The sequence below is a fragment of the Burkholderia sp. L27(2015) genome, assembly GCF_009765705.1.
In the GTDB taxonomy this organism is placed as follows: Bacteria; Pseudomonadota; Gammaproteobacteria; order Burkholderiales; family Burkholderiaceae; genus LMUX01.
This window is the reverse complement of sequence record NZ_LMUX01000007.1, coordinates 1-13,728: the sequence shown is the minus strand read 5'-3', so window position 1 is coordinate 13,728 and position 13,728 is coordinate 1. Positions and strand designations below refer to the sequence as shown.

Sequence of the window (13,728 nt, the reverse complement as noted above, 5' to 3'; positions counted from 1 at the left end):
AACCCCACCTACTCAGGTGGGGTTTTTGCGTTTCGCCTCCCCCGTGCCACTGCTTACACGCCCAAATCAGCCGAGAAACGCGATCGCGCAGGTGATGTCCCGGGCGCCGGAACCCCCTATATATGCGGGGCTGAAGCATGTCCCTGTATTGACAATTAGCGGCATCAGCCTCATAATCGTCAATTCTCTGCGGAGGGGTGCCCGAGTGGCTAAAGGGGGCAGACTGTAAATCTGTTGGCTTACGCCTACGCTGGTTCGAATCCAGCCTCCTCCACCAGAATTAAGTGCGGTAATAGTATGTAGGGAATCCCCGTGCGGGTGTAGCTCAATGGTAGAGCAGAAGCCTTCCAAGCTTACGACGAGGGTTCGATTCCCTTCACCCGCTCCAGTATTAGATGTATGCCCATGTGGCTCAGTGGTAGAGCACTCCATTGGTAATGGAGAGGTCAGCAGTTCGATCCTGCTCATGGGCACCAGAAGTTACGATGTTTGCGCGCGGCGCAACCGATTAAAAAAATCCTTGTTTGGAGTCGAATATGGCCAAAGGTAAGTTTGAACGGACCAAGCCGCACGTCAACGTCGGCACAATCGGTCACGTTGACCACGGCAAGACGACGCTGACGGCAGCGATCGCAACGGTGTTGTCGTCAAAGTTCGGCGGCGAAGCAAAAGCGTACGACCAGATCGACGCGGCGCCGGAAGAAAAGGCGCGCGGTATCACGATCAACACGGCGCACGTCGAGTACGAGACGGCCAATCGCCACTATGCGCACGTGGATTGCCCGGGTCACGCCGACTATGTGAAGAACATGATCACGGGTGCCGCGCAGATGGATGGCGCGATCCTGGTGTGTTCGGCCGCTGACGGCCCGATGCCGCAAACGCGCGAGCACATCCTGCTGGCTCGCCAAGTGGGCGTGCCGTACATCATCGTGTTCCTGAACAAGTGCGACATGGTGGATGACGCCGAGTTGCTGGAACTGGTGGAAATGGAAGTGCGCGAGCTGTTAAGCAAGTATGACTTCCCGGGCGACGATACGCCGATCGTGAAGGGCTCGGCCAAGCTGGCGCTGGAAGGCGACAAGGGCGAGCTGGGCGAAGTGGCGATCATGTCGCTGGCTGACGCGCTGGACACGTACATTCCGACGCCGGAGCGCGCGATTGACGGTGCGTTCCTGATGCCGGTGGAAGACGTGTTCTCGATCTCGGGTCGTGGCACGGTGGTGACGGGCCGTATCGAACGCGGTGTGGTGAAGGTCGGCGAAGAAATCGAAATCGTCGGTATTCGCGATACGCAAAAGACGACGTGCACGGGCGTGGAAATGTTCCGCAAGCTGCTGGACCAAGGTCAAGCAGGCGACAACGTGGGTATTCTGTTGCGCGGCACGAAGCGTGAAGACGTGGAGCGCGGCCAAGTGCTGTGCAAGCCGGGCACCATCAAGCCGCACACGCATTTCACGGCTGAAGTGTATGTTCTGTCGAAAGATGAAGGTGGCCGTCACACGCCGTTCTTCAACAACTATCGTCCGCAGTTCTACTTCCGTACGACGGACGTGACGGGCTCGATCGAGTTGCCGGCAGACAAAGAAATGGTGATGCCGGGCGACAACGTGACGATTACCGTCAAGTTGATCAACCCGATCGCGATGGAAGTGGGCCTGCGCTTCGCTATCCGTGAAGGCGGTCGTACCGTCGGCGCCGGCGTCGTGTCGACCATCATCGCTTAAGTTTCGGCTATTACAGCGAACTGCCGTTGAGTTGTCCCGCGGTTTGGTGCTCGCGGTGTAGTTTCTGTAGTCAGGTATCGGACCGATGCGCTCTCGTGAGCCATCGGTCCAGCGCTCTTTAAACTTTCGGCGGCCTTAATTACGTCTACGCGGATATTCCGCACGCGAATCGGCTGCCTCGCTCTTTAGGAAAAATCATGCAAAACCAGAAAATCCGCATCCGCCTGAAAGCTTTCGACTACCGCCTGATCGATCAGTCGGCAGCTGAAATCGTCGACACCGCGAAGCGCACCGGCGCAATCGTTCGTGGTCCGGTACCGTTGCCGACCCGCATTCAGCGTTTTGACATCCTGCGTTCGCCGCACGTCAACAAGACGTCGCGCGATCAGCTCGAGATCCGTACCCACCAGCGCCTGATGGACATCGTTGACCCGACCGACAAAACCGTCGACGCGTTGATGAAGCTCGACTTGCCCGCTGGCGTGGACGTCGAAATCAAGTTGCAATAAGGCTGTAAGCCACTCGGGCAGGCCCTGAGTGGCGTAAGTTGTTGATTGCTTGCGGAAAACAAAATAGCTCGATATACTGTCGGGCTTCGCGTCTTTTCGCGAGAAAATAGTCGGCCCTGGCTCTCGGATCAGGGTATCGACACTTATGTGGCCGGGTATGTTTCCTGGTTGCGTTATTAGTTAGCCCCGGCCAATCGCAGTCGGGAATGGAGAAAACGATGAGCCTTGGACTCGTAGGTCGCAAGGTTGGCATGACCCGTATTTTTACGGCTGAAGGGGATTCGATTCCCGTCACCGTATTGGACGTGTCCGACAACCGCGTGACGCAGATCAAGACCCTTGAAACGGACGGCTATACGGCCGTACAAGTTGCATTCGGTGTGCGTCGCGCATCTCGTGTTACGAAACCGCTTGCAGGGCACCTTGCAAAAGCTGGCGTTGAAGCTGGCGAAATCCTCAAAGAATTCAAGATCGATGCCGCAAAGGCAGGCGAACTTTCGAACGGCACCGTCATTGGCGTCGAGTTATTCGAAGTGGGCCAGAAGGTCGACGTGCAAGGCGTGTCGATCGGTAAAGGCTATGCCGGTACGATCAAGCGTTATAACTTCAAGTCGGGTCGTGCTTCGCACGGTAACTCGCGCTCGCACAATGTGCCGGGCTCGATCGGTATGGCGCAGGATCCGGGTCGCGTGTTCCCGGGTAAGCGCATGACCGGTCACATGGGTGACGACACCAAGACCGTACAAAACCTCGTGATCGCGCGTATCGACGCCGACCGCAAGCTGCTGCTCGTCAAGGGTGCAGTTCCGGGTGCGAAGGGCGGCAAGGTTTTCGTTACGCCGGCCATCAAAGTGCGTCTGAAGAAGGGAGCGCAATAATGGAACTTAAGCTCCTGAATGCACAAGGTCAGGAAGGTGCGGGTGTGAATGCATCCGACGTCGTGTTCGGCCGTGATTACAACGAGGCACTGATTCATCAGGTCGTCGTTGCATACCAGGCAAACGCACGTAGCGGTAACCGCGCACAAAAAGACCGTGAGCAAGTCAAGCACACGACGAAGAAGCCGTGGCGCCAGAAAGGTACGGGCCGTGCTCGTGCTGGTATGTCGTCCAGCCCGTTGTGGCGTGGCGGTGGTCGGATTTTCCCGAACTCGCCCGAAGAAAACTTCACGCACAAGATCAACAAGAAGATGTTCCGTGCAGGTGTCTGTTCCATCCTGTCGCAGTTGGCCCGTGAAGGCCGCCTGCTGGTAGTTGAGGACATGACGCTGGAAGCGCCGAAGACCAAGCTGTTGGCCGAGAAATTCAAGGGCATGGGCCTCGAATCGGTGTTGATCATTACCGACACGATGGACGAGAACCTGTACCTCGCGTCGCGCAATCTGCCGCATGTGGCAGTTGTCGAGCCGCGTTACGCTGACCCGCTGTCGCTGATCTACTTCAAGAAAGTGGTCATCACGAAAGCTGCGGTTGCGCAGATCGAGGAGTTGCTGTCATGAGCGAGATTCGCAAAAACGATCATCGTTTGCTGCAGGTCCTGCTCGCACCGGTGATCTCCGAAAAAGCAACCATGGTTGCCGACAAGAACGAGCAGGTTGTGTTCGAAGTAGATCCGAGCGCGACCAAGCCCGAAATCAAGGCTGCCGTTGAAATGTTGTTCAAGGTCGAGGTCGATTCGGTCAAGGTCCTGAACGTTAAAGGCAAATCCAAGCGTTTCGGCCGTTTCATGGGTCGTCGCAAGGACGTGCGCAAGGCCTATGTGTGCCTGAAGCCGGGCCAGGAAATCAACTTTGAAGCGGAGGCCAAGTAATCATGGCACTCGTTAAAGTAAAACCGACATCGCCGGGTCGCCGCGCGATGGTCAAGGTGGTCAACGACAGCCTGCATAAAGGCAAGCCGTTCGCTCCCTTGCTGGATACGAAGATTCGTTCTTCGGGCCGTAATAACAACGGTCACATCACGACGCGTCACATGGGTGGCGGTCACAAGCAGCACTACCGTATTGTCGATTTCCGTCGCACCAAGGATGGCATCCCGGCAAAGGTCGAGCGTCTTGAGTATGACCCGAACCGTACGGCGAACATCGCACTGCTGTTGTACGCAGACGGCGAGCGTCGCTACATCATTGCTCCGAAGGGCGTCGCAGTTGGCGCAACGTTGTTGTCGGGCTCGGAAGCGCCGATTCGTGCAGGCAACACGCTGCCGATTCGCAATATTCCGGTCGGTACGACGATCCACTGCATCGAGATGTTGCCGGGCAAGGGCGCGCAAATGGCGCGTTCGGCTGGTACTTCCGCAATGCTGCTGGCTCGCGAAGGCACGTACGCTCAGGTTCGTCTGCGCTCCGGTGAAATTCGCCGTGTGCATATCGAATGCCGCGCAACGATCGGTGAAGTCGGTAACGAAGAGCATAGCCTGCGCCAAATCGGCAAGGCCGGTGCAAATCGTTGGCGCGGTATTCGCCCGACCGTCCGCGGTGTGGTGATGAACCCGGTCGATCACCCGCACGGTGGTGGTGAAGGCAAGACGGCAGCGGGTCGTCATCCGGTTAGCCCGTGGGGTACGCCGACGAAGGGTTATCGGACCCGTCGTAACAAACGCACGACCTCCATGATCGTGCAGCGCCGCAACAAGCGTTAAGGAGTAAGCAATGGCACGTTCTGTTAAAAAGGGTCCTTTTTGTGACGCCCATTTGCTGAAGAAGGTTGAGGCAGCTGCAGCGGCACGGGACAAAAAGCCGATCAAAACCTGGTCGCGTCGTTCGACGATCTTGCCGGATTTCATCGGCTTGACGATAGCCGTGCATAACGGTCGTCAACACGTTCCGGTTTATATCTCGGAAAACATGGTCGGTCATAAGCTTGGCGAGTTCGCGTTGACCCGTACGTTCAAGGGACACGCGGCCGACAAGAAGGCCAAGAAATAAGGGGCTATGAGATGGAAGTGAAAGCAATTCATCGCGGTGCCCGCATCTCGGCGCAGAAAACGCGCCTTGTGGCTGACCAGATTCGGGGTTTGCCGGTGGACAAGGCGCTGAACGTTCTTACGTTCTCGCCGAAGAAAGCCGCGGGTATCGTCAAAAAGGTAGTGCTGTCGGCGATTGCTAATGCCGAGCACAATGAAGGCGCTGATATCGACGAGTTGAAGATTAAGGTCATCTACGTCGACAAAGCTGCATCTCTGAAGCGGTTCACCGCGCGCGCTAAAGGCCGCGGTAACAAGATCGAGAAGCAGTCTTGCCATATCACCGTGACGGTTGGGAATTAAGGGGCCATACGATGGGACAAAAAATTCATCCGACTGGCTTCCGCTTGGCTGTCAGCCGTAACTGGTCGTCGCGTTGGTACGCAAACAACACCAATTTCGCCAGCATGTTGCAGGAAGACATTGGTGTTCGTGATTACCTGAAGAAGAAGCTGAAAAACGCTTCGGTCGGCCGCGTGATCATCGAGCGTCCTGCCAAGAACGCGCGTATTACGATTTATAGTTCGCGTCCGGGCGTGGTGATCGGTAAGAAGGGTGAGGATATCGAACTGTTGAAGGCTGAACTGCAACGCCGCATGGGCGTTCCGGTCCACGTCAACATCGAGGAAATCCGCAAGCCGGAAACCGATGCGCAACTGATCGCCGACTCGATTACCCAGCAGCTCGAACGCCGTATCATGTTCCGTCGCGCAATGAAGCGCGCGATGCAAAATGCCATGCGCCTCGGTGCGCAAGGTATCAAGATCATGAGCGCCGGCCGCCTGAACGGGATCGAAATCGCACGTACGGAATGGTATCGCGAAGGTCGGGTACCGTTGCACACGCTGCGTGCCGATATCGACTACGCAACTTCGGAAGCGAAAACGACGTACGGCATCATCGGCGTCAAGGTTTGGGTCTACAAGGGCGACACGCTGGGTCGCAATGACGCTCCGGTGGTTGAAGAAACTACCGAAGACAAGCGTCCGCGCCGCAACGCACGTCCGGGCGATCGCCGTCCGCGCCGTGACGGTGAAGGTGGCGACAAGCCTAGCGCCCGTCGTAGCGCTCCGCGTCGCTCGGCTGATAAGCCCAGCGATGGCAAGACTGGAGAATAACCATGCTGCAACCGAAACGTAGAAAGTATCGGAAAGAACAGAAGGGCCGTAACACCGGCAAGGCGACCCGCGGTAACGCAGTGTCGTTCGGTGAATTCGGTCTGAAAGCGATCGGCCGCGGTCGTTTGACCGCTCGCCAAATTGAAGCGGCGCGTCGTGCAATGACGCGTCACATCAAGCGTGGCGGCCGCATCTGGATACGCATTTTCCCGGACAAGCCAATTTCGACGAAGCCGGCCGAAGTACGGATGGGTAACGGTAAAGGTAACCCTGAGTACTACGTAGCCGAGATTCAGCCGGGCAAGATGCTGTACGAAATGGATGGCGTTAATGAAGAGTTGGCACGCGAAGCGTTCCGTCTGGCTGCAGCGAAGCTGCCGATCCAGACTGCGTTTATCGTTCGCCAGCTGGGCGCCTAAGGAGAATAAGCGATGAAAGCATCAGAACTTCGCGATAAAGACCAGGCCGCGCTCAATCAAGAGCTGTCGGAACTGCTTAAGGCGCAATTTGGCCTGCGCATGCAATTGGCGACCCAGCAGCTCAGCAACACGAGCCAGCTGCAAAAGGTTCGCCGCGACATCGCGCGCGTGCGCACCGTGTTGACTCAGAAGGCGAGCCAGAAATGAACGATAGCGTAGAAACTTCAACTCGGACCTCGCTGAAACGCACGTTGGTGGGCAAGGTCACGAGCAACAAGATGGACAAGACGGTCACCGTGTTGGTCGAACATCGGGTCAAGCACCCGATCTACGGCAAGTACGTGGTTCGTTCGAAGAAATACCACGCGCACGACGAAGCGAACACGATCAACGAGGGTGACCTGGTTGAAATTCAGGAAACGCGTCCGATTTCGAAGACGAAAGCCTGGGCCGTGTCGCGCTTGATCGAAGCAGCTCGCGTTATCTAAGTTGTAGAGCTGTGAAGTATCGCTTGCAAGACCGAGGTTATTTGCTATAATCTCGGTCTCCCTTAGTTAAGGGGATGCCCGCGCAGGGTAGTGGTTCAGCGCTGTTTCCAGGGGTCTGGAAGCGGTTGCAGGAAAAAAACGCAGGGGTGGCTTCCGTTGCCTCTGTTCGCTGTTCTAACCCAAGCAGCCAGCCGGCTGACGGGACCAAGACTGACCGGATGCGCCATGGTGGCTGTTCGGATTAAGTTGGGAAAGATAAACCATGATTCAGACCGAAACTCGGCTTGAAGTGGCCGATAACACGGGTGCACGCGAAGTATTGTGCATCAAGGTGCTCGGCGGCTCGAAACGTCGCTATGCAAGCATCGGCGACATTATCAAGGTGAGCATTAAAGAAGCGACGCCGCGCGGACGCGTCAAGAAAGGCGAAATCTACAATGCCGTCGTGGTTCGCACCGCGAAGGGCGTACGTCGCCCGGATGGCTCGCTGATCAAATTTGATAGCAATGCCGCCGTGTTGCTGAACAATAAACTCGAGCCGATCGGCACGCGTATCTTCGGACCGGTCACGCGCGAACTGCGTAGCGAGCGGTTTATGAAAATCGTTTCGCTTGCGCCGGAAGTGCTGTAAGGAGCCGCGATGAAAAAAATTCGCACAGGCGACCAGGTGATGGTCGTAGCCGGAAAAGATAAGGGCAAGGTTGGTACGGTGCTCATCATTGATGGCGAAAAAGTGGTCGTCGAGGGGCTTAACCTCGTCAAGAAGCACGTCAAGCCGAACCCGATGAAGGGTACGACCGGCGGCGTGGAAAGCAAGTCGATGCCGCTGCATACATCGAACATCGCTTTGGTCGACGCAAATGGTAAAGCGTCGCGTGTGGGCATCAAGGTCGAAGACGGTAAGAAAGTTCGCTTTCTCAAGTCGACCGGTGCCGTGCTCAGCGCTTAACGCAACGGGAGAAAAAAATGGCTCGTTTGCACGAATTCTATAAAGAAAAAGTTGTACAGGAACTGACTGAAAAGTTCGGGTACAAGTCGATCATGGAAGTGCCCCGCATCAGCAAGATCACCCTGAATATGGGCCTTGGTGAAGCTGTTGCCGATAAGAAGATTATCGAAAACGCAGTGGGCGACCTGACCAAGATTGCTGGCCAGAAGCCGGTTATCACGAAGTCGCGCAAAGCAATCGCAGGCTTCAAAATTCGTCAGGGTTACCCGATCGGCGCGATGGTAACGTTGCGCGGTCAGACCATGTTCGAATTCCTGGATCGTTTCGTGACCGTGGCGTTGCCGCGAGTACGTGACTTCCGGGGTATCTCGGGCCGGGCATTCGACGGTCGAGGTAACTACAATATCGGGGTGAAAGAGCAGATTATTTTCCCCGAAATCGAATATGAAAAGATCGACGCGCTGCGTGGGCTGAATATCAGCATCACGACCACCGCGAAGACCGACGAAGAAGCTAAGGCGCTGCTCGCCTGCTTCAAGTTCCCGTTCAGAAACTGAGGTTACCGTGGCGAAACTGGCACTGATCGAACGTGAAAAGAAGCGCGCACGTCTGGCAAAGAAGTACGCACCGAAGCGCGCTGCCCTGAAAGCGATTATTGACGACTTCAGCAAGTCGGAAGAAGAGCATTTCGAGGCGCGTCTGGAGTTGCAACAACTCCCGCGCAACTCAAACCCGACTCGCAAACGTAATCGTTGCGCATTGACGGGTCGTCCGCGCGGTACTTTCCGCAAATTTGGTCTGGCACGTAACAAGATCCGCGAGATCGCGTTCCGAGGTGAAATCCCCGGCCTGACCAAGGCGAGCTGGTAATCGGAGAAATAAGATGAGCATGAGTGATCCTATCGCCGATATGCTGACTCGCATCCGCAATGCGCAGATGGTTGAGAAAGTATCGGTAGCGATGCCCTCGTCAAAAGTCAAAGTCGCAATCGCGCAAGTGCTGAAAGACGAAGGCTATATTGAAGACTATGCAATCAAAGCAGACGGCCCGAAAGCCGAGTTGCAAATTGCATTGAAGTATTATGCAGGCCGTCCGGTTATCGAGCGCCTCGAACGTGTCTCGCGTCCCGGGTTGCGCGTGTACAAGGGCCGCAACGACATTCCTCAGGTCATGAATGGCCTGGGCGTTGCGATCGTGTCGACGCCGCAAGGCGTGATGACCGACCGCAAGGCGCGCGCGACTGGCGTGGGCGGCGAAGTCATTTGCTACGTTGCCTAAAGGGAGAGAAACATGTCTCGTGTAGGTAAAAGCCCGATCGCATTGCCGCAAGGCGCTGAAGTCAAGTTGAGCGCAGGGCAGATTACGGTTAAGGGTCCGTTGGGTACGATCACGCAGCGTCAGAATGAGCTGGTTAAGGTGATCGACGAAAGCGGTACTCTGAAATTTGAGCCGGCAAATGAAACGCGTGAAGCAGACGCAATGTCAGGAACGATGCGTGCGCTAGTCGCAAACATGGTGAGTGGCGTTACGAAAGGCTTCGAGCGCAAGCTGACGCTGGTTGGAGTGGGTTTCCGCGCGCAAGCGCAAGGCGACAAACTGAATTTGTCGTTGGGTTTCTCGCACCCTGTGGTGCACCAAATGCCGGAAGGCGTGAAGGCTGAAACCCCGTCGCAGACGGAAATTCTGATCAAGGGGATCGACAAGCAGAAAGTCGGGCAAGTAGCCGCTGAAGTGCGCGGTTATCGTCCGCCGGAGCCTTATAAAGGCAAGGGCGTGCGTTATGCCGACGAGGTTGTCATCCTCAAGGAAACCAAGAAGAAGTAAAGGGTGCGTACCATGGATAAAAACCAATCTCGTTCGCGCCGTGCTCGTCAGACGCGTATCAAGATCGCTGAACTCAAGGTTCATCGTCTTGCGGTGCATCGCACCAACACGCACATCTACGCTCAGATCTTTTCGCCGTGCGGCACGCAAGTGCTGGCCAGCGCATCGACCGTCGAGCCGGAAGTGCGTCAGGAGCTCGCCGACAAGTCCGGTAAGGGCGGTAACGTTGCCGCAGCAACACTGATCGGCAAACGTATCGCCGAAAAGGCAAAAGCAGCTGGCGTTGAGTCCGTCGCTTTTGATCGCTCGGGCTTCCGTTATCACGGCCGCGTCAAGGCTGTCGCCGAAGCCGCTCGTGAAGCTGGGCTCAAGTTCTAAAAGGATTCGTCATGGCAAAGATGCAAGCGAAAGTGCAGTCCGATGAACGGGACGATGGCCTCCGCGAAAAAATGATTGCGGTCAACCGCGTAACCAAGGTGGTGAAGGGCGGCCGGATTCTCGGTTTCGCAGCACTGACCGTGGTTGGCGATGGCGATGGTCGTGTCGGTATGGGCAAGGGCAAGGCGAAGGAAGTTCCGGTTGCTGTGCAAAAGGCAATGGAACAAGCTCGTCGCAATATGTTCAAGGTGCCCCTGAAAAACGGTACGTTGCAGCACGAAGTTCACGGTAAGCATGGCGCGTCGGCAGTGATGCTGGCACCGGCCAAGGACGGTACGGGCGTAATCGCCGGCGGTCCGATGCGTGCAGTGTTTGACGTGATGGGCGTGCAGAACGTAGTGGCGAAGAGCCACGGTTCGACGAACCCCTACAACCTCGTGCGCGCAACGCTCGACGGCCTGCGCAAGCAGTCGACGCCGGGTGATATCGCGGCGAAACGCGGCAAGTCCGTCGAAGATATTTTGGGCTAAGCCCAGGTGGTCACCATGTCTGAGAAAACTGTCAAAGTACAGCTCGTCAAGAGCCTCATCGGGACCCGCGAAACGCATCGCGCCACCGTGCGCGGTCTTGGTTTGCGTCGGATCAACTCGGTCAGCGAGTTGCAAGACACGCCCGCAGTGCGCGGGATGATCAACAAGGTTTCGTACCTGGTCAAGGTGCTCGGCTAAGTAGTCGCCGATACCGAAACGGGTAGATGAAGGAGTTGATGATGGAATTGAATAGCATTAAGCCGGCTGAAGGCGCGAAGCACGCGAAACGTCGCGTGGGTCGCGGTATCGGCTCCGGCCTGGGCAAGACCGCGGGTCGCGGTCACAAGGGTCAGAAGTCACGTTCGGGTGGTTTTCATAAAGTCGGCTTCGAAGGCGGTCAGATGCCTTTGCAACGTCGCCTGCCCAAGCGTGGTTTCAGCTCGCTGACGCGCGAATTCGTTGGTGAAGTCCGTTTGTCGGATCTTGAAAAGCTGCCGGTCGACGACATCGATCTGTTGGCGCTCAAGCAAGCCGGCTTGCTGGGCGTACTGATTCGTAGCGCCAAAGTTATCGCGACCGGCACGCTGACCCGCAAGGTCACGCTCAAAGGTCTGTCGGCAACGAAAGGTGCACGCGCAGCAATCGAAGCCGCTGGCGGCTCGATCGCTGAGTAAGAGCGCTTTTTGCTGTTAATCGCATCTGCATCGGAGAAGGTTCTTGGCCAACAGCTCGACAATTGCGAAGGCTGGTAAGTCAGCACCGAAGTTCGGCGATCTGCGTAAGCGGTTAGTGTTTTTGCTGCTCGCTTTATTTGTGTATCGAATCGGTGCTCACGTGCCGGTGCCGGGGATAGATCCCGATCAGCTGGCCAAGTTGTTCCAGGCTCAGCAGGGCGGGATCCTCGGGATGTTCAATATGTTCTCCGGGGGCGCTTTGTCGCGCTTCACCGTGTTCGCATTGGGCATCATGCCGTATATATCGGCGTCGATCATTATGCAGCTTGGGTCTATCGTTTCGCCGCAGTTGGAAGCGTTGAAAAAAGAAGGCCAGGCAGGGCAGCGGACGATTACGCAGTACACGCGTTATTTCACTGTGGTTCTGGCGACGTTCCAGGCGTTCGGAATCGCGGTTGCACTTGAAAATCAGCCCGGGTTGGTGCTTGACCCGGGTATGCTGTTCCGGGTTACGACAGTGGTAACGCTGGTGACCGGAACGATGTTTTTGATGTGGCTGGGCGAGCAAATCACTGAGCGGGGTCTCGGAAACGGGATTTCCATCATCATTTTCGGTGGTATCGCGGCGGGCTTGCCCAACGCGGTGGGTGGTTTGTTTGAGTTGGTGCGCACGGGGTCGATGAGTATTTTCTCGGCGATCATCGTGGTTGCGTTGATTGGTGGCGTTACGTTCCTCGTGGTCTTTATCGAACGCGGGCAACGTAAGATCCTGGTCAATTATGCAAAGCGCCAGGTCGGCAACAAGGTGTACGGCGGGCAGTCTTCGCACCTGCCGCTGAAGTTGAACATGGCCGGAGTTATCCCGCCGATTTTCGCCTCGTCGATTATTCTGTTTCCGGCGACGATCGCGAACTGGTTCAGCTCAGGCGGGAAGGCGCAGTGGCTGCATGATATTGCCGGCACGTTGGCTCCCGGCCAACCGGTTTATGTATTGCTTTATGTGCTCGCTATCGTTTTCTTCTGCTTTTTCTACACGGCCCTCGTGTTCAATAGCAAGGAAACAGCGGACAATTTGAAGAAAAGCGGTGCTTTCGTACCTGGGATTCGTCCCGGTGACCAGACGGCGCGTTATATCGATAAGATCTTGACGCGTTTGACCCTGGCGGGTGCGATTTACATTGTTTTCGTGTGCTTGTTGCCTGAGTTTTTGGTGCTACGCTGGAATGTTCCGTTTTATTTTGGTGGCACGTCGCTGCTGATTATTGTGGTCGTGACGATGGATTTCATGGCTCAAGTTCAGTCGTACGTTATGTCGCAACAATATGAATCGCTGCTCCGGAAAGCCAATTTCAAGGGTGGCAATGTCCCGATGCGTTAAGGCTTTGACCGCTGTTTTTGGCCGTTTAAGCGCACCGGGTTAGCTCGACTAAGGGACGAGACAGGCACGAGAAACATGGCGAAAGACGATGTAATCCAGATGCAGGGTGAGGTTGTCGAGAACCTTCCCAATGCAACGTTCCGGGTCAAGTTGGAAAACGGACACGTGGTGTTGGGACATATTTCCGGGAAAATGCGGATGCATTACATTCGTATTCTTCCGGGCGACAAGGTGACGGTCGAATTGACGCCTTACGATCTGTCCCGTGCGCGGATCGTGTTCCGGGCAAAGTGATTTAGAAAAAGGGTAATATCATGAAAGTGATGGCTTCGGTAAAGTGCATTTGCCGCAATTGCAAGGTCATTAAGCGCAAGGGTGTTGTGCGCGTGATTTGTAGCTCTGATCCGCGCCACAAACAGCGTCAAGGCTGAGCGGCGCTTTTGTTTGCGTTTGTCTGAGGAATAACAATGGCTCGTATTGCAGGGGTAAACATCCCCAACCACCAGCATGCTGAAATCGGTCTGACCGCTATTTTCGGTATCGGTCGTACACGTTCGCGTGAGATCTGTGTTGCTGCTGGCGTTCCCTTCTCGAAGAAGGTGAAGGATCTGGATGATGCAGATCTGGAAAAGTTGCGTGATGAAGTAGGCAAGATCACCGTCGAAGGCGATCTGCGTCGCGAAGTCACGATGAACATCAAGCGTCTGATGGACCTCGGTTGCTACCGCGGTGTCCGTCACCGTAAGGGTCTGCCGTTACGCGGTCAGCGC

Annotated in this window: 26 protein-coding genes and 3 tRNA genes; all 29 read left to right on the top strand. The window is 56.0% G+C overall.

Annotated elements, in window-relative coordinates:
* Window positions 1-191 precede the first annotated feature (191 nt).
* Window positions 192-277: transfer RNA gene (locus tag GSQ77_RS01905), tRNA-Tyr, on the top strand.
* 37 nt (window positions 278-314) lie between these two features.
* A tRNA-Gly gene (locus GSQ77_RS01900) sits at window positions 315-388 on the top strand.
* A 13-nt stretch (window positions 389-401) separates the two neighbouring features.
* Window positions 402-476: transfer RNA gene (locus GSQ77_RS01895), tRNA-Thr, on the top strand.
* Between the two features lie 60 nt (window positions 477-536).
* Window positions 537-1,727: an elongation factor Tu gene (gene tuf, locus GSQ77_RS01890; RefSeq protein ID WP_158898497.1), complete on the top strand. Its 1,191-nt coding sequence runs from the start codon at window positions 537-539 to the stop codon at window positions 1,725-1,727.
* A gap of 197 nt (window positions 1,728-1,924) precedes the next feature.
* Window positions 1,925-2,236, top strand: a complete 312-nt coding sequence (gene rpsJ / locus GSQ77_RS01885) for a 30S ribosomal protein S10 (RefSeq protein WP_006998489.1) — start codon at window positions 1,925-1,927, stop codon at window positions 2,234-2,236.
* Between the two features lie 218 nt (window positions 2,237-2,454).
* Window positions 2,455-3,114: a 50S ribosomal protein L3 gene (gene rplC / locus GSQ77_RS01880; protein ID WP_158898495.1), complete on the top strand. Its 660-nt coding sequence runs from the start codon at window positions 2,455-2,457 to the stop codon at window positions 3,112-3,114.
* A complete protein-coding gene (rplD, locus tag GSQ77_RS01875) occupies window positions 3,114-3,734 on the top strand; it encodes a 50S ribosomal protein L4 (RefSeq protein WP_158898493.1) in 621 nt (206 codons plus the stop codon). The genes rplC and rplD overlap by 1 nt, the downstream gene beginning before the upstream one ends.
* Window positions 3,731-4,045: a 50S ribosomal protein L23 gene (gene rplW, locus GSQ77_RS01870; protein WP_158898491.1), complete on the top strand. Its 315-nt coding sequence runs from the start codon at window positions 3,731-3,733 to the stop codon at window positions 4,043-4,045. The genes rplD and rplW overlap by 4 nt, the downstream gene beginning before the upstream one ends.
* A gap of 2 nt (window positions 4,046-4,047) precedes the next feature.
* Entirely contained in the window at window positions 4,048-4,875 is an 828-nt protein-coding gene (gene rplB, locus GSQ77_RS01865; RefSeq protein ID WP_158898489.1) for a 50S ribosomal protein L2, read from the top strand.
* A 10-nt stretch (window positions 4,876-4,885) separates the two neighbouring features.
* Complete coding sequence (gene rpsS / locus GSQ77_RS01860; RefSeq protein ID WP_158898487.1) at window positions 4,886-5,161, top strand: 30S ribosomal protein S19; 276 nt, start codon at window positions 4,886-4,888, stop codon at window positions 5,159-5,161.
* An 11-nt stretch (window positions 5,162-5,172) separates the two neighbouring features.
* On the top strand, window positions 5,173-5,502 hold the full coding sequence (gene rplV / locus GSQ77_RS01855) for a 50S ribosomal protein L22 (RefSeq protein WP_158898485.1): 330 nt from the start codon (window positions 5,173-5,175) through the stop codon (window positions 5,500-5,502).
* Between the two features lie 11 nt (window positions 5,503-5,513).
* Complete coding sequence (rpsC, locus tag GSQ77_RS01850; RefSeq protein WP_158898483.1) at window positions 5,514-6,317, top strand: 30S ribosomal protein S3; 804 nt, start codon at window positions 5,514-5,516, stop codon at window positions 6,315-6,317.
* Window positions 6,318-6,319: 2 nt separating this feature from the next.
* A complete protein-coding gene (rplP, locus tag GSQ77_RS01845) occupies window positions 6,320-6,736 on the top strand; it encodes a 50S ribosomal protein L16 (protein ID WP_158898481.1) in 417 nt (138 codons plus the stop codon).
* Window positions 6,737-6,748: 12 nt separating this feature from the next.
* A complete protein-coding gene (gene rpmC, locus GSQ77_RS01840; RefSeq protein ID WP_158898479.1) occupies window positions 6,749-6,943 on the top strand; it encodes a 50S ribosomal protein L29 in 195 nt (64 codons plus the stop codon).
* The gene (gene rpsQ, locus GSQ77_RS01835; RefSeq protein ID WP_158898477.1) at window positions 6,940-7,224 is read left to right on the top strand and encodes a 30S ribosomal protein S17; all 285 of its coding nucleotides are present in this window, start codon (window positions 6,940-6,942) and stop codon (window positions 7,222-7,224) included. The genes rpmC and rpsQ overlap by 4 nt, the downstream gene beginning before the upstream one ends.
* 262 nt (window positions 7,225-7,486) lie before the next feature.
* Window positions 7,487-7,855 carry a 50S ribosomal protein L14 gene (rplN, locus tag GSQ77_RS01830; RefSeq protein WP_158898475.1) on the top strand — a complete coding sequence of 123 codons (369 nt, stop codon included), beginning with the start codon at window positions 7,487-7,489 and terminating at the stop codon, window positions 7,853-7,855.
* Between the two features lie 9 nt (window positions 7,856-7,864).
* On the top strand, window positions 7,865-8,173 hold the full coding sequence (rplX, locus tag GSQ77_RS01825) for a 50S ribosomal protein L24 (protein ID WP_158898473.1): 309 nt from the start codon (window positions 7,865-7,867) through the stop codon (window positions 8,171-8,173).
* Between the two features lie 17 nt (window positions 8,174-8,190).
* Window positions 8,191-8,730, top strand: a complete 540-nt coding sequence (gene rplE, locus GSQ77_RS01820) for a 50S ribosomal protein L5 (protein ID WP_158898471.1) — start codon at window positions 8,191-8,193, stop codon at window positions 8,728-8,730.
* 7 nt (window positions 8,731-8,737) lie between these two features.
* Window positions 8,738-9,043 (top strand): 30S ribosomal protein S14, encoded by a 306-nt coding sequence (gene rpsN / locus GSQ77_RS01815; RefSeq protein ID WP_158898469.1) that lies wholly within the window; start codon window positions 8,738-8,740, stop codon window positions 9,041-9,043.
* Between the two features lie 13 nt (window positions 9,044-9,056).
* Entirely contained in the window at window positions 9,057-9,452 is a 396-nt protein-coding gene (gene rpsH, locus GSQ77_RS01810) for a 30S ribosomal protein S8 (protein WP_158898467.1), read from the top strand.
* A gap of 12 nt (window positions 9,453-9,464) precedes the next feature.
* On the top strand, window positions 9,465-9,998 hold the full coding sequence (gene rplF / locus GSQ77_RS01805) for a 50S ribosomal protein L6 (RefSeq protein ID WP_158898465.1): 534 nt from the start codon (window positions 9,465-9,467) through the stop codon (window positions 9,996-9,998).
* Between the two features lie 12 nt (window positions 9,999-10,010).
* On the top strand, window positions 10,011-10,376 hold the full coding sequence (rplR, locus tag GSQ77_RS01800) for a 50S ribosomal protein L18 (RefSeq protein ID WP_158898463.1): 366 nt from the start codon (window positions 10,011-10,013) through the stop codon (window positions 10,374-10,376).
* An 11-nt stretch (window positions 10,377-10,387) separates the two neighbouring features.
* Window positions 10,388-10,906: a 30S ribosomal protein S5 gene (rpsE, locus tag GSQ77_RS01795; RefSeq protein ID WP_158898461.1), complete on the top strand. Its 519-nt coding sequence runs from the start codon at window positions 10,388-10,390 to the stop codon at window positions 10,904-10,906.
* Window positions 10,907-10,921: 15 nt separating this feature from the next.
* Window positions 10,922-11,104: a 50S ribosomal protein L30 gene (gene rpmD / locus GSQ77_RS01790; protein WP_158898459.1), complete on the top strand. Its 183-nt coding sequence runs from the start codon at window positions 10,922-10,924 to the stop codon at window positions 11,102-11,104.
* Between the two features lie 41 nt (window positions 11,105-11,145).
* On the top strand, window positions 11,146-11,580 hold the full coding sequence (rplO, locus tag GSQ77_RS01785; protein ID WP_158898457.1) for a 50S ribosomal protein L15: 435 nt from the start codon (window positions 11,146-11,148) through the stop codon (window positions 11,578-11,580).
* 43 nt (window positions 11,581-11,623) lie between these two features.
* Window positions 11,624-12,958 carry a preprotein translocase subunit SecY gene (gene secY / locus GSQ77_RS01780; RefSeq protein ID WP_158898455.1) on the top strand — a complete coding sequence of 445 codons (1,335 nt, stop codon included), beginning with the start codon at window positions 11,624-11,626 and terminating at the stop codon, window positions 12,956-12,958.
* 75 nt (window positions 12,959-13,033) lie between these two features.
* The gene (gene infA / locus GSQ77_RS01775) at window positions 13,034-13,252 is read left to right on the top strand and encodes a translation initiation factor IF-1 (RefSeq protein WP_012734373.1); all 219 of its coding nucleotides are present in this window, start codon (window positions 13,034-13,036) and stop codon (window positions 13,250-13,252) included.
* Between the two features lie 20 nt (window positions 13,253-13,272).
* Window positions 13,273-13,389, top strand: a complete 117-nt coding sequence (rpmJ, locus tag GSQ77_RS01770) for a 50S ribosomal protein L36 (protein WP_158898453.1) — start codon at window positions 13,273-13,275, stop codon at window positions 13,387-13,389.
* A gap of 36 nt (window positions 13,390-13,425) precedes the next feature.
* A partial coding sequence (gene rpsM, locus GSQ77_RS01765; RefSeq protein WP_158898451.1) for a 30S ribosomal protein S13 occupies window positions 13,426-13,728 on the top strand: 303 nt, incomplete at its 3' end.